The sequence below is a fragment of the Acinetobacter sp. YH12043 genome (assembly GCF_013419915.1).
In the GTDB taxonomy this organism is placed as follows: Bacteria; Pseudomonadota; Gammaproteobacteria; order Pseudomonadales; family Moraxellaceae; genus Acinetobacter.
Genome location: NZ_VOZD01000024.1, coordinates 23,262 through 42,225, shown reverse-complemented (window position 1 = coordinate 42,225; position 18,964 = coordinate 23,262). Strand labels below are relative to the sequence as shown.

The window sequence follows — 18,964 nt, the reverse complement described above, 5'->3', positions numbered from 1 at the left end:
TTTCGCGTTTACAAAAAGTCAGCTTCGGCTGACTTTTTTATATCTTAATTAAAATACTAGAAAAGTTAGCCTTACATAAACAGTGAAACTTTATGATATCAGTACAATTATTAACATTCCAAAGAGGGTGGGTCGCTACACTGATTAAATATTAAACATTATAAATCAGAATAATGGTGATCTTGATGAATACAGATTTAATTGAACGTTTAAAGAGTGATGTGACCGCCATTGTGCTGCAAGGTGAAACAGAACATCTATTTGCCAAGGATCAGGCCTTAGCCCAATTCTATCCTGTATTGTTAAGTATTCTTCGTGCAAGACCGGCCTGGATTGAAAGTCTGGGTCAGCAACTTAATCCCAAGATTGATGAATTATTTAATAATAATCCGACCCTAAAACAACAATTCCTGGCTCAGTTAGATTCAACTGCACCTCAAGATGAAATTGAACAGACCCTGAACCGGGCAATTGTTCCAACCATGAACTTCTTGCAAGCAGAAGCGGGTGCACCCACTGCTGAAGCAGTAGGCCATTTGTTAGATACCCATGCAGACTCGATTCAACGGGCATTACCAGTCTGGGCTGGCCCCATACTGGCATCTCTAGGCGTATCTCCGCTGGCGGGACAAAATCTGAACCGCGCACCGGGTCTGGCTTCCGAACCGGAAGCAGAACCAGTACTGACTGAAGAGAAAAAGGCAGTGGTGTTCTGGCCTTTTATTCTCCTCGTGATTATTGCTGCGATTATCTTATTCTTCTTCCGTGGATGCCTGCGTGATGATGATCCGGATGAATTACGAAATGCTCAGGCGGTAAGCGAAGCTGCTGCAACAAACCCTGCAATTCTCAAAATCAGCACCGGTAGTCAGGGTGAAATCGTCAACTGTCAGGTACATATGAATGATCCGAAATATATGCAAATTCTGCAAAATGAAATTAAGCAGATCTTTAATTACAGTATTGGCTGTGGTGCAGTAGCCAATGAAAATTACCACTCAGAATTTATTGATCAGGATACAATTCCATCCGTATTGAAATTACTGCAAGGCATGTCAAATGTGACTTTGACTTGGGCAGGTAATCAGGTATCTGTGCAGGCAGCGAACAGTGCAGATGCACAGCGTTTGGCAGGTCAAATTCGTGGCTTAGCTAAAAATGTAGAAGTCGTGACCCAAAAACCAGTGGATATGGATGAGGCGATCAATACAGCCAATACCGAGGCTAAAAAAGCTTTAGACGAACTTCAGATGGAGAATATTGAGGCATTGGATGTTGCAACTGCCTTAAACCTGCAACTTATTCATTTTGCGACAGGTTCTACAGAAATTCCTGAAGTGAATAAAAGCTTGCTGGATCAGACCGCAGCTTTATTGCAATATGCCAAAGATGTACGTCTAACCGTAATAGGCCATACTGATACGGAAGGCAGCAGCACTCAAAATCAGGAGCTATCTTTAAAACGTGCTCAAGCCATTGTGAATTATCTGGTACAGAAAGGGGTGAATCCGGCACAATTACAACCTGTAGGTATGGCGGCGAATCAGCCTGCTCAACCGAATGCAACCTCGAACGGTCAGTATCAAAATCGTCGTGTAACTTTTGAAGTTATGAGTACCGAAGATGGTCGTGTACATACTGTAGATAATGAAGGCGTAGTTGAAAAGAAAGCCAGCTAAATAATTCTTTCATCATAAAAAAGGACGAATGATTCGTCCTTTTTTATTTGTTATGAATTAAGAGAAGACAGGTGGGGTATAAGTCAGGGTTCTTCCTAGGAACCAGAGCAAGAATAGTACCAATGGAAGATGAAAGACCAGTTGGGTCACTGTAAAACCAATCACATCTTTGGCTTTTAATTTTAAGATACCCAGCATAGGGAGCATAAAGAAAGGATTGATCAGATTGGGCAAGGCTTCGGCCGCATTGTAAATCTGGACAGACCAGCCCAGATGCACTTTCAGGTCATGTGCAGCCTGCATCACATAAGGCGCTTCAATAATCCATTTTCCTCCACCAGAAGGAATGAAGAAGCCTAGAATCGCTGAATAAATTCCCATCACCACTGCAAAGGTTTCCTGCGAGGCAATCGAAACGAAGAACTCGGCGATATAGTGCGATAGGGACAGGTCAGCAGAATTCAGGGCATTGGTCATCATAAAGGCGATGCTGCCATAAAGCGGAAACTGGATCAGCACCCCTGAAATGGCCGGCACAGCTTTGGACACAGCATTGAGAAAATTACGTGGTGTACCATGTAAAGCTACACCCAAAATCAGAAAGATAAAGTTATAGGTGTTTAAGCTGGAGATTGCCAGAATAGGATTACTTTTGGAAAACTCGTTAAACATCCAGACCAGACCCAGAACCACAATCAGAATACTTAAGATTGGCGAGTTTTCAAGCCAGTCACCCGGCCGTTTATGGGTCACGGTTTCAGTCTTTTCTTCTTCAATCTGGATCGGGAAGTGATCAATAGTTTTAATATGATTGCCTTTGGGCGCAGACCAGTAGGCAATGGCAATCGAAGCAATAATCAAGACTGCTGTCATGATCATGGATTGCGGCAGGAAAATCGTTTCAGTAAATGGAATCACACCAGTCAGATTATAAAGTGGTTCTGGTAGACTGGATTTGTTGGCTTGTAATTGCGCTGCTGAAGAGCTGATACCCAGTGCCCAGGTTGCGCCCATCCCGATAATCGCTGCTGCGGCAGCCGCACGGTAATCCATATTCAGTTCTTTACGCTGCGCTAGCGCAATCACCAGAAGTGCGGTTAGAACTGTACTCATCGCCCAGTTAATCAGGGAAATCAGTAGACTAACAGTGGCGACGAGAACGATGGCTCCACGTCCAGAATGAGGAATGCGCGCCATTTTCTGAATCAGTAATTGCATCGGTTTGGAAACTGAAACTACATAACCGACCACGATCAACATGCACATCTGTAAGGTAAAGGGAATCAGACTCCAGAATCCGTCACCAAATGAAATCGCGACATCTTGTGCCGGCGCACCAATGCCAATCGCGGCAATCGCAACGATGATGACACCGAGTAGGGCAAAGATATAAGAGTCCGGAAACCATTTTTCAGACCAGTCGCTGACGCGCATGGCAAAGCGCTGCAAGATATTTTGTTGAGTTTGCATGATTAAAATCCATTTATTCTGCATTTGTTATTAAGAAGCGGCTTTCTTCAGCCAAAAAGAAACCCTTAAAATTTTTCATTTTAAGGGCTGGGAAAAATCAGGCTGCTTTACGGAGTAAAGGTACGCCGGTGACTTTCTGAATTTCATCAAAACTGACATCGGGTGCCAGTTCTACAAGTTGAATACCTTCAGGTGTGACATCCAATACACCTAAGTCAGTAATAATCCGGTTCACTACGGCCTGGCCAGTAAGCGGAAGACTACATTGTGAGACAATTTTAGGCGTACCATCTTTAGCGCAGTGTTCCATCAGCACCACAACTTTTTGCACACCTGCGACCAGATCCATGGCACCACCCATGCCTTTGACTTTCTTGCCTGGAATCATCCAGTTGGCTAGATCACCATTTTCTGAGACTTCCATAGCCCCCAGAATGGCGATATTGACATGACCGCCACGGATCATGGCAAAGGAGTCAGCACTGGAAAAGAAAGAAGCACCTTTGCGGGCAGTTACCGTCTGTTTGCCAGCATTGATCAGGTCTGCATCCACAGTATCGGCCGTTGGAAATTCTCCAATACCCAACAGACCATTCTCAGACTGTAGCCAGACATTAATATTCTCTGGAATATAGTTAGCGACTAAGGTTGGCAGGCCAATACCCAGATTCACATAGAAACCGTCTTCAAGTTCCTGTGCGGCGCGCTGCGCCATTTCATTACGTGTCCAAGCCATGATCAAGCCTCCGCCTTTAAAGTCATCTGTTCAATCCGTTTTTCTGGTTGGGTATTCAGTACAATCCGGTTCACATAAATACCGGGAAGATGAATTTCATCTGGATCAAGGGCACCGATCTCGACAATTTCTTCAACTTCAGCAATGGTCACTTTGCCAGCCATGGCACAGACCGGATTGAAGTTCTGGGCAGTTTTACGGAAAATCAGGTTACCGGCTTTATCGGCCTTATAAGCTTTCACCAAAGCCACATCCGCAGTTAAGGATTCTTCCAGAATATAAGACTTGCCATTGAATTCGCGGACATCTTTACCTTCAGCAATGACGGTTCCAACACCGGTCGCGGTATAGAAAGCGGGAATACCTGCACCACCGGCACGTAATTTTTCTGCCAACGTGCCTTGTGGAGTCAGTTCAACTTCGAGTTCGCCGCTTAAGTATTGGCGTTCAAATTCCTTATTCTCGCCCACATACGAAGAGATCATCTTTTTAATCTGTTTGGTTTCCAGCAATAGCCCCAAGCCAAAGCCATCCACACCGGCATTATTAGAAATACAGGTCAGATTTTTGGCACCAGTTTCCTTTAAAGCTACAATGAGGGCTTCTGGAATACCACAGAGTCCAAAACCGCCTACCGCCAGAGTATGTCCATCCTGGACCACGCCGTCTAAAGCGGCTTTTGCACTGTCATACACTTTATTTGACATTTTTACCTCGATTTATTCTTCTCTTGCAGATCTCTTTCATCTAAAGATCTGCTGATTTCTATCCATGAGGACTTATAGAGTGTCCGGCTATTTTAAGTTTTTAAGCACAGGCTTTTTGCCAATAGGCATTGGCATAATTGGATGGATTATTGCGTTGTAATACCTCGCTGATATTACGGCTGGCCTGCATCAAAGCATCCAGTTGAATACCGGTTTCAAAGCCCATCTTGGAGAGCAGGTAATACAGGTCTTCAGTTGAAACATTGCCGGAAGCACCTTTGGCATAAGGACAGCCACCGAGACCGGCAATAGAGGAGTCAAATACCCGAATCCCTTGCAGCAATGACTGGTAAATATTAGCGATGGCCATACCATAGGTATTATGAAAATGACCGGCTAGCACTTTACTATCAAGTTCTGAAAGACAAGCATCCCAGACGTTCTTCAAGCGATCTGGAGTTGCCGTACCAATGGTTTCACCTAATGACACTTCATAGCAGCCCATATCCAGCAAGCGCTGCGTGACTTTCACGACCTGCTTCGGATCAATTGCACCTTCATAAGGGCAGTCCACCATACAAGAGACATAGCCACGCACCTTGACATCATTTGCTTTGGCAGCTGCCATCACATCTGCAAACTTCTCAAAGCTTTCATCAATCGAGCAGTTGATATTCTTGTGGGTAAAGCTTTCAGAAGCTGCGGTAAATACCGCAACTTCTTTACAATCCACAGCCAGCGCTGATTCAAAACCTTTCATGTTTGGCGTCAGCAAACTGAACTGGATATTCGGATCTTTAGGCAAGCTGGCAAATAGCGTATCGCTATATGCCATCTGTGGAACCCATTTGGCTGAAACACAGGAGCCGACCTCAATCGCCTGCAAACCTGTTTTCATCAGGTCCAGAATCAGATTTTTACGGTCATCTAGTGTTAAAGGTGTTTTTTCGTTTTGCAGGCCATCGCGTGGCCCGACTTCTACGATTTTAACGAAATCTGTCATGCAACTTCCTCCGCTAGAGGCTGAAACTCAACCAGTTCATCACCGGCTTTAACCTGATCACCTTTCTGGAAGTATGAGTTTGCGATAATGCCATCATGCGGAGCGCGAATGGTATATTCGATCTTCATTGCTTCCAAGGTCAGCAGTACATCGTCTTTTTTCACTTTGTCATTTGCCGCGACCAGAACCTGAGTAATCACGCCAGGCATTGGCGCAGTCAAGTTATTTTCAGTCCCTTGTTCATCCTGGTTATTAAAGTCATTTTTCAAATAATTGAACTTGTAGCTTTGACCATTCTGGAACAGGGTAATGCCATGCTCAGTCTGGCTAAATGCCAGTTTCTGCTGCTGACCCGCAAGATTTAACTGGAGTAGGTGTTGATCAAGCAGCTCACCCTGGATGGTAAGTGTCTGGCCTTCATAATTTGCCAGGAAACTATTTTCTAGCGCTTTAAAGCTCACCACACGTAAAACGTCATTACATTGTAATTTAATTGTGTAGCTATTTTGCTGATTCAGACGCCAAAATGCCTTTTGCTGCCAGACGGGATTATTGCTAGTCGGGTTTTGAGCCAGACGCGATAACAGTTCAACCAAGGCTGCAGTGACCACTAATTCTGCACTGATATCAGCAGATGGTTTGAGTAGGAACTCTTCTTCACGTTGAATCAGGCCAGTATCGAGATGGGCATTTTTAAATGAATCACATAATACTAAGCGATCAAGAAAAGCGATGTTATTGCCAAGACCATCGACATGAAACTGACCCAAGGCATGATGCATCTGAGTTAAAGCAGCTTCACGGTTTTTGCCCCAAACAATAAGTTTGGCAATCATCGGATCATAATAGGTGCTGATTTCATCACCTTCGACAATGCCACTATCCACACGCACGCTGTCATTTTGTTCTGGATAGTGCAAATAGCTGATCTGACCGATGGCAGGAATAAAACCTTTTTCTGGTTCTTCGGCATAAACACGGGCTTCCAGTGCATGACCGTGTATCTGTAATTCATGCTGCTGTTTCGGTAAAGGTTCACCGAACGCTACACGTAACTGCCATTCCACCAGATCCTGACCGGTGATCATTTCAGTGACTGGATGCTCAACCTGCAGACGGGTGTTCATTTCCATGAAGTAAGCAGTACCGTCTTGCTCAACGATGAACTCGACTGTACCGGCACCGACATAATTTACAGCACGTGCAGCATCAATTGCGGCTTGGCGCATCGCCTCAAGTTTGTCTTCTGGCATTTTAGGTGCAGGTGCTTCTTCCAGAACTTTCTGGTGACGACGCTGCACGGAACAATCACGTTCAAACAGATGCACATAATTGCCATGTGTATCACCAAAGACCTGAACTTCAATATGGCGTGGCTGCACGACATAGCGTTCAATCAGCACATCTTCATTGCCGAAGCTGGAACGTGCTTCGCTTTTACAGGAAGCGAGTGAACTCAGGAAATCTTCACTACGCTCGACCAGTCGCATGCCTTTACCGCCACCGCCAGCACTAGCCTTGATCAGTACTGGATAGCCAATACTGTCAGCTTGTTGTTTCAAGAAATCGGCATCCTGATTGGTACCATGATAGCCGGGGGTTAAAGGTACACCAGCTTTTTCCATTAAGGCTTTAGAGGTCGCTTTCAGACCCATTGCTAAGATCGCATCCACTGGCGGACCAATAAAGACAATGTTGTTATCCTGACAGGCCAGGGCAAACTGGTCATTTTCAGACAGGAAACCATAACCTGGATGAATGGCCTGAGCACCGGTAGTTTTTGCTGCCTGAATAATACGTTCAATCTGTAAATAACTTTGTGCAGCAGGCGATTCACCAATATGGATGGCTTCATCTGCCAGTTTGACATGCTGTGCCTGTGCATCGGCATCGGAATATACGGCAACGGTGGCAATCCCTAACTTTTTCGCTGTACGAATCACACGGCAGGCAATTTCACCACGATTGGCAATTAAAATCTTTTCAAACATCCTACGATCCTTCTTGTTGTTATGCCGTGGTCTTAATCCAGGCCGGGCTTTGTTTGTTTAAAAATGCATTCAGTCCATTTTTCGCCTCATCTCCCTGGCGAACATGGGCAATATGCTGTGCGGTTTTAAGCAGCAGATCTTCAGTCAGGACCTGTTGATCGACCAGTTGAATCAGCTGTTTTGAGGCGTTTTGCGCTGCTGGTCCACCGAGTAAGAGCGCTTCCACAATCTCATCAATTTTGCTGTCGAGCTGTTCTGGTGCAGTCACTTCATGTGCCAGACCAATGGTTTTCGCCTGTTCAGCTGAGATTCGCTCAGCAGTCAGGAAATAACGTGACGCCTGACGGGCGCCAATCGCACGAATCACATACGGACTAATGGTCGAAGGGGCTAATCCTAAACGTACTTCAGACGTTGCAAACTTGGCATCAGTGCTGGCGATACAGATATCACAAGCGGATGCCAGTCCCATACCGCCGCCAAAAGCAATTCCATGGACACGGGCAATCGTCGGTTGTTTTAATGTCGCCAGACTTTGCAACATTTTTGCCAGTTTGAGAGCATCGGCTTCATTGTCTGCCTGTGAGGCCTGACCGGCCTGTTTCATCCAGTTCAGATCTGCACCCGCAGAGAAGCTTTTGCCTCGGCCTGCCAGAATCACCACGCGTACGTCATCACGCTGATTTAAAGACTGGAAACAGGCATGTAGCTCTTCAATGACCTGGGTATTAAACGCATTATGCAGTTCAGCCCGGTTAATCCAGACCGTTGCCACCTGATTCTGCTGTTCGAGCTGTAAAAATTGATAGTCCATTTTTGTCACCTCTTACATGCGGAACACGCCGAATTTGGTTGGCTGGATTGGTGCATTCATCGCTGCAGCCAGACTTAGGGCCAGGACTTCACGCGATTGCGCTGGATCAATGACACCGTCATCCCATAAACGCGCAGAAGCATAATAAGGATGGCCTTGGCGTTCATATTGGTCACGAATTGGCTGTTTAAACTGGTCTTCTTCTTCAGCTGACCAGGTTCCACCTTTTTGCTCAATCTGATCGCGTTTCAAAGTCGACAATACGCTAGAGGCCTGTTCACCGCCCATCACTGAAATACGCGAGTTTGGCCAGGTCCACATAAAGCGTGGCGAGTAAGCACGGCCACACATGCCATAGTTACCGGCACCAAAAGAACCGCCAATCACCAGAGTCAGTTTAGGCACATTGGCTGTCGCGACGGCCATCACCAGCTTGGCACCATTTTTAGCAATACCTTCATTTTCATACTGACGACCCACCATAAAGCCGGTGATGTTTTGCAGGAAGATCAGCGGAATATTGCGCTGGGTACATAGTTCAATAAAATGCGCGCCTTTTTGTGCAGACTCAGAAAATAAAATTCCATTGTTGGCAATAATTCCAACTGGCATTCCATAGAGCTTGGCAAAGCCAGTGACCAGGGTAGTCCCAAAGCGTGCCTTGAATTCGTCAAAGCGTGAACCGTCGACAATACGCGCAATCACTTCACGGATATCAAACGGTTTACGTGCATCGCTTGGCACAATGCCATACAGCTCTGAACTGTCAAAACGCGGTGCTTCAATTTCATCTGCAGTTTTATTTGGCTTTTTATTCAGGTTCGCCACAATGTTGCGGGCAATGGCAATTGCGTGTTCATCATTTTCTGCCAGATGATCGGCAACCCCAGATAAACGGGTATGTACATCACCACCACCTAAGTCTTCACTAGAAACCACTTCACCGGTTGCCGCTTTCACCAGAGGAGGGCCGCCGAGGAAAATCGTACCTTGATTACGCACAATAATGGTTTCATCTGACATCGCTGGCACATAAGCACCACCTGCCGTACAGCTACCCATTACCACTGCAATCTGGGCAATACCCAGACTCGACATACGTGCCTGATTGTAAAAGATACGACCGAAGTGATCACGATCCGGGAAGACTTCATCCTGTAAAGGTAAATAAGCACCGCCAGAATCGACCAGATAAATACATGGCAAATGATTCTGTTCGGCAATTTCCTGGGCACGTAAATGCTTTTTCACCGTAAGGGGATAATAAGTCCCGCCTTTGACTGTGGCATCATTGGCCACGATCATGCAGGTCACACCATTGACCTGACCCACACCAGCAACTACACCTGCTGCAGGAACATCATCCTGATAAACCTGATAGGCAGCCAGTTGACCGATTTCCAGAAAAGCCGTGCCTGGATCAATTAAATGATTAATCCGTTCACGCGGCAGTAATTTGCCGCGATCCAGATGTTTCTGGCGGGCATTTTCTCCGCCACCCAAGGCAATTTTTTCTACTTTCTGTTTAAGGTCATTCACCAGTTGCAGCATGGCAGCCTGGTTGGTCTTAAACTCTTCACTACGTATATTGATTTTGCTCTGTAACTGATTCATGACGAACATCCTTGTTTTATTCTAAGTGTTAATGTTTAGGCTGTTTCGTTGAAGAGCTCACGGCCAATGAGCATGCGGCGGATTTCGGAAGTTCCGGCGCCAATTTCATAGAGTTTGGCATCGCGCCATAAACGGCCTGCAGCAAATTCATTGATATAACCGTTCCCACCTAGGGTCTGAATGGTTTCACCCGCCATCCAGGTGGCTTTTTCAGCGGCATATAAAATGGCACTGGCAGCATCTTTACGCAGGCTACGGCTATGATCGGCCTTGTCACATTCAGCACCAACGGCATACACCAGGGCCTTACATGCCAGCCAGGTAGAGTACATGTCAGCAATTTTGCCTTGCATCAACTGGAATTCGCCCAGTGCCTGACCAAATTGTTTACGGTCATGAATATAAGGAATCACGGTATCCATGCAGGCATCCATAATGCCCAGTGGGCCAGCACTCAGAACCGCACGTTCATAGTCCAGACCACTCATCAGCACTTTAGTCCCATTGCCGACACCGCCAAGCACGTTTTCTTTCGGAACTTCGACATTGTCAAAAAATAGGGGATAAGTATTGGAACCGCGCATACCCAGTTTATCTAAATGGGTGCCGTGGCTAAAACCTGGCATATTTTTCTCAACCAGAAAAGCAGTCATGCCTTTGGCACCAGCTTGTAAATCGGTTTTGGCATAGACCACAAGTACATCAGCATCGCCGCCGTTGGTGATCCACATCTTGGAACCGTTGAGTAGATAATGATCACCTTTATCTTCAGCTTTCAGTTTCATGCTGACCACATCTGATCCGGCATTCGGCTCAGACATTGCTAATGCACCGACATATTCACCAGAAATCAGTTTTGGCAGATAACGCTGCTTTTGTTCTTCATTACCATTTCGCTTAATTTGGTTTACACATAGGTTAGAATGGGCGCCATAGGACAAACCAATGGATGCTGAAGCACGGGAAATTTCTTGCATGGCAATAATATGGGCCAGATACCCCAGATTGGTACCGCCATATTCCTCACTGACCGTTAAACCAAGTAGACCCATATCACCAAATTTTTTCCAGAGGTGAGCCGGGAATTCATTGTCACGGTCAACTTGCTGGGCAATTGGGGCAATTTCCTTGGCGCAAAATGCGGCCACTGAATCACGAAGCGCAATAAGAGTTTCATCCAAACCGAAATCTAAGCTTTGTAAATTCATTCTTCATCCATCCTGAGATTATATTTGTTGTGTCCAAAAGCATTTTTGTTGTGCTTGTTTTTTTAACATACAACGAAAAATTAAAAAAGTGAACCTATATTCACAAAATGATTTACAATTCATTTTATCTGGTTGAGAATAAGATTATGAGTTATAAAAGATCATCACTGATGCAGGAACGAATGGAACAAAATCGTTTGTCGATTTTACAGTCTGCTCGTGAACTGATTACTCAAGGGGGCTTTAAAGAGGCGTCGATTCAGGCGATTGCAGAACGCGCAGGCGTTTCTACAGGGCTGGTATATCGATATTTTGAAAACAAAAGCCAGATTTTGATTGAGGTTTTGTCGGCAGCGATTCAGCACGAAGTTGGAATTCTTGTTTCCATTGCCGGGTCGGATTTGTCGCCAAAACTGAAATTGCAAAAATCTGTTACAACTTTTGTGAAACGTGCCATGAATAGCCCCCAGTTGGCGTATTCACTTATGTTTGAACCGGTTGATCCGGAAATGGAACATGAGCGTTTTCGCAGTAAACAGCTGCTTAAACAAAGCATTAAGGAAATCCTGGCCGAAGGAAAGGTGAATGGAGAGTTCGAGTTTGAAGATTTAAATACGGCAGCTTTGGGCGTGGTTGGTGCCATGACCTTTGTCGTGATTGAACCTTTGAATCCGTCCCGTAATGTGATGTTTGATCAGAACTACAAGGATCACTTTGTCAAACAGATTGCCGATTTTTGTGTTAACGCAGTACATCGACAGGAGGGAAATTCAGCAGCATAGACACACAAAAACAGGCACATAGACAAGGTCGTCGTAGTCATAAAACAATTAGTAAAGTTGAAAATCAGAATTACAAAGAATCAAGGAGATCGATTCAATGACACAAGTACGGTTAAGCTATGCCTATGGAACCAGCAGCCAGCCTTTATTGGGCATGACGATTGGTGAAAAATTTGATCAAGCTTGCGAGCAGTATGCAGATCGCGATGCAGTTGTCAGCATGCATCAGAACATACGCCTGAGTTATCGGCAGCTACAGGATCAGGTCAATGCCTTTGCCTGTCAGCTGCTGAAATTGGGTATGCAAAAAGGTGACCGTCTGGCGATCTGGTCGCCGAACTGTGTGGAATGGACTATTACCCAGTTCGCAGCTTTCAAGGCAGGCATTATTCTGGTTAACCTGAATCCGGCCTATAAAAGCAATGAGCTGGAATATGTCCTGAATAAAGTGTCCTGTAAGGGACTGGTCATTGCATCGCAGTTTAAAACCACGGACTATCAGGAAATCCTGACCAAAATTGCGCCTGAATTAAAACAGGCTGAAAATAAATTACTGAATGCAGAGCGTCTCCCACATTTAAAGCATGTCATTAAAATTGATGAGCAGCAGCATACTGGCATTCATCGTTTTCAGGATTTAATGCCTACACCAAGTGCTCAAGAGCTGGAACAGCTGCAACAGATCTCCACTGATTTGCAGTTCGATGAAACCATTAATATCCAGTTTACGTCAGGCACTACAGGGAATCCTAAGGGTACAATGCTGACCCATAACAATATTTTAAATAATGGTTACTTTGTCGGTGAGGCGATTCACTTAAGTCCAGAAGACCGTGTCTGTATTTCTGTTCCGCTATTTCACTGCTTTGGCATGGTAATGGGCAATCTGGCCTGTATTACCCATGGTTCAGCCATGATTTATCCGTCTGCCGTATTTAATCCGCTGGAAACTCTAAAAGCCATTCAGCAGGAAAAATGTACGGCAGCTTATGGCGTACCGACCATGTTTATTGCTGTGCTGGAACATGAGCAGTTTGACGAGTTTGATCTATCCAGCCTACGTACCGGTATTATGGCGGGTAGCCCATGTCCGCAGGAAATTATGCAGCGTGTAATTGAACGCATGCATATGTCCGAAATTACCATTTGTTATGGCATGACTGAAACAGCACCAGTAAGTGCACAAAGTTCTACAGAAGACAGTGTTGAACGTCGTGTCAGTACAGTTGGCCGTGTCCATCCACATCTGGAAGTGAAAATTGTCGATGAAAATGGTAAGGTGGTGCCGCGCGGTCAATTGGGTGAACTGTGTGTGCGTGGTTATTCCGTGATGCTCGGTTATTGGGAAGATCAGGACAAGACTCAGGAAGTGATTGATGCAGCACGCTGGATGCATACCGGTGATATTGCTGAAATGGATGATGAAGGTTTTGTCAAAATCAAGGGTCGTATCAAGGATGTGGTCATTCGTGGCGGTGAAAACCTGTTCCCGAAAGAAATTGAAGATTTCCTTTACACCCATCCAGCGGTGTCAGATGTGCAGGTGATTGGCGTGCCAGACCATAAATATGGTGAAGAGCTTTGTGCCTGCATTATCCTGCATGAAAATGACCCATGTACCGAAGAAGCCATCCGTCAATATTGTGCTGAGCATATTTCTCACAATAAAGTGCCACGTTATGTGCGTTTTTTCCATGAATTCCCGATGACAGCTTCAGGTAAGGCACAGAAGTTCAAGTTGCGTGAATTTATGCGTGAAGAATTAAATTTAAAAGAGATTGCTTAAATTAATTAAAGCTAAGTTTAAATGGTAATTGATCAAATGACCTGGCGGCATGGATGCCGCCGTTTCATTGTATGGCAAGGATGCCATATCAATGAAACAGAGGGGTTTGGTTACTTTGCCCAGTCAAAGTAACGAAGAACCTGCACAATGGAAGAAGAATCCATCTTGCAAATTGAGGTCATGTATTTAGCAATTTCTTTAAATAGATAAAAATCTATTTCTATATAAATCAGAGTAAACAGATGGCAAAAAACTTTCACAGTGAAGTGGTGGTCGCCAGTTATGATGATCATATCCGTAAACTGATTCCTGGCTATGAACTGGTGCATCAACAGATTGAAGCAATACTCAGTACTGAGCTTCCAGAAACTGCACATATCTTAGTAGTAGGTTGCGGAACTGGTTATGAGCTATCTTATTTATTGCAGCAGCATCCCAACTGGACATTTACAGCAATTGATCCTTCCGCTGCGATGCTTGAGCAGGCAAGGAAGCATCTGGCTTCTATTGGAGCTGAACAACGAGTTCAGTTTATACAGTGCACCACTCAGGAACTGAATCAGCAGGATACTTTCGATGCTGCACTCGCTATTTTAGTCACCCATTTTATTCCTGAACCTCAGAAATTTGATTTTTTTCAGGCTATCTATCAGAGCCTTAAAGCTGGCGGGATCGCGTTGACCTATGACCTGATGCAGCCAGAAGGTGAGAATGAATTAAAGGTGATGCAAAAAATGGCACAGCAAACCGGACTTAGTGTGCAGCAAAGCGAAAATATGCTGGCCAGATTGCAGCAGGACTTTTTTCTGATTTCAGCGGAAGATTCAAATGAACTTTTAACAAAAGTCGGATTTAAACAGCACAAAATTTATAGTCAAATCATGAATTATTATGGTTTTTTACTTAGAAAATAAAGATCATGAAACTTTATATGAATTTTAAAGTTTAAGAGAATAATCAAGGAAGTTTAAGAAGAATGTCAGCATATTATAGTTTGATCCAGCGCGAGCAGCATACAGATGGCAGTACTACTGCCTATTATCGTTCCAATATTCATGCTCAAGGTGCGTGGAATCCTCATGAACAGCACATGGCGCCAGCAACCGGTATTCTATGTGTTGAACTAGAACAGTTTCAGCCTAGATCAGAAATGCGCATTGGCCGGGTTGGACTGGATATTTTTGGGCTGATTGCATTTGGTGAATTTTCTATTACTACACGCATGATCCGTCCTGGCAAAACTATTGAACTGATTGAGGCGGAAATGTGTGCCAATGGAAAAACCTGTATCGTTGCTCGTGCCTGGAGGATGCTGACTTCGGATAGCCGGGCCATTGCAGGTATCGAAGATTTTCCGATTGAAAGCCCTGAGTTTTTACCGGTTTGGGAGGGTATGAGTTGCTGGCCGGGCGGTTATATTCAAAGTATTGAAACCCGTGCACATCCTGATCATCGTGCAGGCAAAGGCATTGTCTGGCTCAGAAATTCATTGGATATGGTAGAAGGACAACCGACTACAGATTTTAGTCGTTTACTCGGTATGGTCGATACCGCGAATGGCATTGTGCCACGTCAGGACCCGAATGCGGGCTGGGGATTCCCGAATCTAGATTTACAGATTCATATGTACCGTCTGCCGCAAGGTGAATGGCTGGGGCTGGAAGTGGTGCAACAGTATGGTGAAGATGGGATTGGTCTCACCAGCGGTGTGCTGCATGATATTCACGGGCCTTTCGGTCGCAGTGAACAGATTCTGACCTTACGAAAATTCTAAAACTGATTTAAAAGCAAAAGGATGAATTGATTCATCCTTTTTTTATTGGCATGCTGTGCGCAATGGTTCAGGAATATTGATGAATGCGGATTAGTATTATTGGGGCAGGGCGTGTGGCTTATCATCTTGCCCATGCATTGTCAGCACAACATGAAATTGTACAGATCTACAGCCGGACTCTGGATAAAGCACAGCAACTGGCTGATCAATTTAAAGCGCAAGCCATCGCTCAACCTGAAAATCTGAATCAGGATATAGACTTGATGATCATTGCCGTGAGTGATCAATCAATTGCTGAGGTCATCAGACAAGTCTATTTTTACTTGCAAGATGTGCTGATTGTCCATACTTCAGGCAGTTCTCACCTGAATGTTCTAGCAGATGTACATGCAAAGTCTGGCGTCTTTTATCCATTGCAAACCTTTAGTCTGGAACGTGAAATTGACTGGGAAAATACGCCTTTATTTATTGAAGCGTCTGAGCCAGAAGATCAAGAAATCTTAACTCATTTAGCAAATAGCCTAAGCAAACGAGTTTATCAATATAGTTCAGACCAACGTTTGAGCTTACATCTGGCTGCAGTGTTTGCCTGCAATTTTAGCAACTACTGTTATGACATGGCCAAGCAGATTGTGGATGCACAGCAGGTAGACTTTAGCCTGCTTTATCCATTGATTCTGGAAACAGCCAATAAAGCGACGAAAAATGATCCTCGTCAGGGGCAGACTGGACCTGCGATGCGTGGTGATCAGAATATTCTGAATATGCATCAGCAGATGCTAGAGCAATCTGAACGACAAGACTTGGCAGATGTATATAAATTATTCAGTCAGCAGATTTTAGAACGCCATAAGAGCTAATAAAAAAGCGCTGAATAATCAGCGCTTTTTAGACTTATAGATATTAAGAAATTTTCTTAAAGATAAAGTCATTAATCTTGTGGCCAGCTTCGATTCCGCGACGCTCAAACTTGGTTTGTGGACGCCATTCAGGGCGAGGGTAGCTGTTGCCTTTACCCGCCAGATTTTCTAAACGTGGACGTTCTTCCAGAACTTCCAGCATCCACTCAGCATACGGTTCCCAGTCTGTTGCAGCATGGAAAGTACCGCCAAGTTCCAGCTTTTGCTCAACCAATGGCATGCGGTCATGAGATACAAAACGGCGTTTAAAGTGACGTTTTTTCTGCCATGGGTCAGGGAAGTACAACTGAACGGTGTTGATGCTATTGTCCGGCATTTCACGAAGTACCTGAATCGCATCAGCATCCAGTACACGTAAGTTCGTCACGCCAGCCATACCTGCTTCATACACGCACTGCGCAATACCCGGTACATGCACTTCGATTCCGACAAAGTTACGCTCTGGATTCGCTTTCGCCATGAGAACCAGAGAGCGGCCCATACCAAAACCGATTTCGACAGTCAGCGGACGTTCAGGGTGTTCAAAATGCTGACGCAAATCACCTACCGGATATTCCAAAATTAAGTGACCATATTGTTCAAGCGCAGTACGTTGAGAGGTATTTAATGGCGCTGAGCGGCGCATAAACGTCACAATTTCACGGTGCTCGCTTAAATTGTCCAGCTCCACGACTTGCTGGTCTAATTGATCGTTCGACATAATTTTGGCAAATCTAAAAATTCAGAATGCGGTATTTTAAGTCCTGAGCGGTGCAAGTCAAACTTTTCTCGGTATTTCTCCATAAAATCGAGCCAGAGATCTCAGACAAAATAAAAGAGCCAGCCGGCTCTTTTATAAATCGGGCTTGATATCAGGTACTAAAACGGTCGATCAAAGTACTGCTGGCTTCGTTTAAGCCAATCACAGTCACGTCTATGCCTTGGGCTTTAAACTTCTGGATGACGTTATTGAGCATATTTACTGAAGTCACATCCCAGATATGTGCATGTGTCAGATCCAGCTCAACATGATCCAGTTTTTCTTTAAAATCAAAAAATTGGTAGAACTTTTCTGTACTACTGAAAAAGATCTGACCAGAAATTATATAGCTACGTGAATTAGGCTTATGCAAATAAGTCGAGACATGTACAGTTCTTTCCAGCTTATTAATAAAGAACAGAGCAGAGAGCAATACACCGACAAATACACCGAGCGCCAGATTATGAGTAGCAAGCACGACAATTATCACAGCAATCATCACGGTATTAAATTCTAGCGGATGCTTGCCGAATTGTTTGATTGCACCCCACTGGAAGGTGGTAAATGACACCATAATCATAATGGCTACCAGCGCCGCCATAGGAATATAAGCCAGCCAGTCTTTCAGGAAGACCACCAGACACAGCAAAAACACCCCAGCCACCAAAGTGGATAAACGGGTACGTGCACCTGAAGAGACATTGATAATTGATTGGCCAATCATGGCACAACCGGCCATACCACCCATAAAACCGCTGACAATATTGGCCATACCCTGACCACGACATTCCTGATGCCGGTCGCCTTCAGTTCCAGTCACTTCATCAATCACTGTAGTGGTCATCATGCTTTCAAGCAGACCCACAGTGGCCAAAGTAAAGGAATAAGGTAGGATAATCTGCAAAGTTTCCAGATTCAGTGGAATTTCTGGAAGAAGAAAGACGGGTAAGGTATCTGGAAACTGTCCCAGATCGCTCACAGTACGCATATCTGCACCAAGCACTAACGCAAGTGCGCTCAGCACGACGATACAGATCAGAGGCGATGGAATCGCTTTACCAATTTTAGGGATATAAGGAAACAGATAAATAATTGCCAGACCAATCGCAATAAACAGATAACCGGTGCTATCCATCCGGTTAATTTCCGGGATTTGTGCCACAAAAATTAGGATCGCGAGAGCATTCAAGAAACCATATACCACAGCCTGCGACACAAAACGCATCAGCTTGGCAACTTTAAAAAAGCCCGCAATCACCTGAATAATCCCGGTCAGAATTGTGGCTGCAAGCAGGTATTGCAAGCCATGATCCTTGACCAGCGTAATCATCAATAGTGCCATTGCACCTGTAGCCGCAGAAATCATGGCAGGACGACCACCGAAAAAGGCAATGGACACGGCAATACAGAAAGAGGCATATAAGCCGACTTGCGGATCGACACCGGCAATCGCAGAAAAGGCAATAGATTCAGGAATCAGGGCGAGTCCAACCACCAAACCTGCCAGTACATCAGTCCGGATATTGGAAAACCATTCTTCTTTTTTCAGGTTAATCACGAAATATCATCTAAATTTTGAGAAACTGCGTATCTTAAACAGATACAGATAAAAATCTACACAAGATTGACTTGCAAAAGCCTGTAAATTCCTCAATATTGAATATGTAACTGTGCTGAATCACAGTTACGCTTTTTTGCAATTTACAGGTTTGATCACTTGAAAGTTTGTCAGAAGCGATTT

The 18,964-nt window shown here is 44.7% G+C and carries 16 protein-coding genes; 6 read left to right on the top strand and 10 right to left on the bottom strand.

The annotated features are described in order from the left end of the window. The first annotated feature begins 185 nt into the window (after positions 1-185). On the top strand, positions 186-1,679 hold the full coding sequence (locus FTU01_RS11995; RefSeq protein ID WP_180139273.1) for an OmpA family protein: 1,494 nt from the start codon (positions 186-188) through the stop codon (positions 1,677-1,679). Positions 1,680-1,736: 57 nt separating this feature from the next. Here FTU01_RS11995 and FTU01_RS11990 read toward each other — a convergent pair whose 3' ends face one another. From FTU01_RS11990 to FTU01_RS11955, 8 genes are all read right to left on the bottom strand, one after another. Further along, complete coding sequence (locus FTU01_RS11990) at positions 1,737-3,149, bottom strand: short-chain fatty acid transporter (RefSeq protein WP_004782496.1); 1,413 nt, start codon at positions 3,147-3,149, stop codon at positions 1,737-1,739. Between the two features lie 97 nt (positions 3,150-3,246). After that, the gene (locus tag FTU01_RS11985; RefSeq protein ID WP_004782495.1) at positions 3,247-3,885 is read right to left on the bottom strand and encodes a CoA transferase subunit B; all 639 of its coding nucleotides are present in this window, start codon (positions 3,883-3,885) and stop codon (positions 3,247-3,249) included. Between the two features lie 2 nt (positions 3,886-3,887). Then, a complete protein-coding gene (locus FTU01_RS11980) occupies positions 3,888-4,592 on the bottom strand; it encodes a CoA transferase subunit A (protein WP_180033995.1) in 705 nt (234 codons plus the stop codon). A 100-nt stretch (positions 4,593-4,692) separates the two neighbouring features. Next, a complete protein-coding gene (locus tag FTU01_RS11975) occupies positions 4,693-5,595 on the bottom strand; it encodes a hydroxymethylglutaryl-CoA lyase (RefSeq protein WP_180139270.1) in 903 nt (300 codons plus the stop codon). Beyond that, positions 5,592-7,586 (bottom strand): acetyl/propionyl/methylcrotonyl-CoA carboxylase subunit alpha, encoded by a 1,995-nt coding sequence (locus FTU01_RS11970; protein WP_004782488.1) that lies wholly within the window; start codon positions 7,584-7,586, stop codon positions 5,592-5,594. The genes FTU01_RS11975 and FTU01_RS11970 overlap by 4 nt, the downstream gene beginning before the upstream one ends. Before the next feature lie 19 nt (positions 7,587-7,605). Continuing rightward, complete coding sequence (locus tag FTU01_RS11965) at positions 7,606-8,400, bottom strand: enoyl-CoA hydratase/isomerase family protein (RefSeq protein WP_180139268.1); 795 nt, start codon at positions 8,398-8,400, stop codon at positions 7,606-7,608. Between the two features lie 12 nt (positions 8,401-8,412). Then, positions 8,413-10,014: a carboxyl transferase domain-containing protein gene (locus tag FTU01_RS11960; RefSeq protein ID WP_180033997.1), complete on the bottom strand. Its 1,602-nt coding sequence runs from the start codon at positions 10,012-10,014 to the stop codon at positions 8,413-8,415. A gap of 35 nt (positions 10,015-10,049) precedes the next feature. After that, entirely contained in the window at positions 10,050-11,222 is a 1,173-nt protein-coding gene (locus FTU01_RS11955; RefSeq protein ID WP_004782484.1) for an isovaleryl-CoA dehydrogenase, read from the bottom strand. Between the two features lie 146 nt (positions 11,223-11,368). Between FTU01_RS11955 and FTU01_RS11950 the strand changes: the two genes are divergently transcribed. From FTU01_RS11950 to FTU01_RS11930, 5 genes are all read left to right on the top strand, one after another. Beyond that, a complete protein-coding gene (locus FTU01_RS11950) occupies positions 11,369-12,004 on the top strand; it encodes a TetR/AcrR family transcriptional regulator (RefSeq protein WP_004782481.1) in 636 nt (211 codons plus the stop codon). A gap of 97 nt (positions 12,005-12,101) precedes the next feature. Beyond that, complete coding sequence (locus FTU01_RS11945) at positions 12,102-13,790, top strand: AMP-binding protein (protein ID WP_004782479.1); 1,689 nt, start codon at positions 12,102-12,104, stop codon at positions 13,788-13,790. A gap of 242 nt (positions 13,791-14,032) precedes the next feature. Then, complete coding sequence (locus tag FTU01_RS11940) at positions 14,033-14,704, top strand: class I SAM-dependent methyltransferase (RefSeq protein WP_180139264.1); 672 nt, start codon at positions 14,033-14,035, stop codon at positions 14,702-14,704. Positions 14,705-14,766: 62 nt separating this feature from the next. Further along, the gene (locus tag FTU01_RS11935; RefSeq protein WP_004782476.1) at positions 14,767-15,564 is read left to right on the top strand and encodes a thioesterase family protein; all 798 of its coding nucleotides are present in this window, start codon (positions 14,767-14,769) and stop codon (positions 15,562-15,564) included. An 83-nt stretch (positions 15,565-15,647) separates the two neighbouring features. After that, complete coding sequence (locus FTU01_RS11930) at positions 15,648-16,424, top strand: Rossmann-like and DUF2520 domain-containing protein (RefSeq protein ID WP_180139261.1); 777 nt, start codon at positions 15,648-15,650, stop codon at positions 16,422-16,424. Positions 16,425-16,467: 43 nt separating this feature from the next. Here the strand turns inward: FTU01_RS11930 and trmB are convergent, their stop codons facing one another. Both trmB and FTU01_RS11920 read right to left on the bottom strand, forming a co-directional pair. Continuing rightward, the gene (trmB, locus tag FTU01_RS11925; protein ID WP_004782474.1) at positions 16,468-17,184 is read right to left on the bottom strand and encodes a tRNA (guanosine(46)-N7)-methyltransferase TrmB; all 717 of its coding nucleotides are present in this window, start codon (positions 17,182-17,184) and stop codon (positions 16,468-16,470) included. Between the two features lie 151 nt (positions 17,185-17,335). Then, positions 17,336-18,781, bottom strand: coding sequence for a SulP family inorganic anion transporter (locus FTU01_RS11920; protein WP_180139258.1), 1,446 nt, complete (start codon positions 18,779-18,781; stop codon positions 17,336-17,338). Positions 18,782-18,964 lie beyond the last annotated feature (183 nt).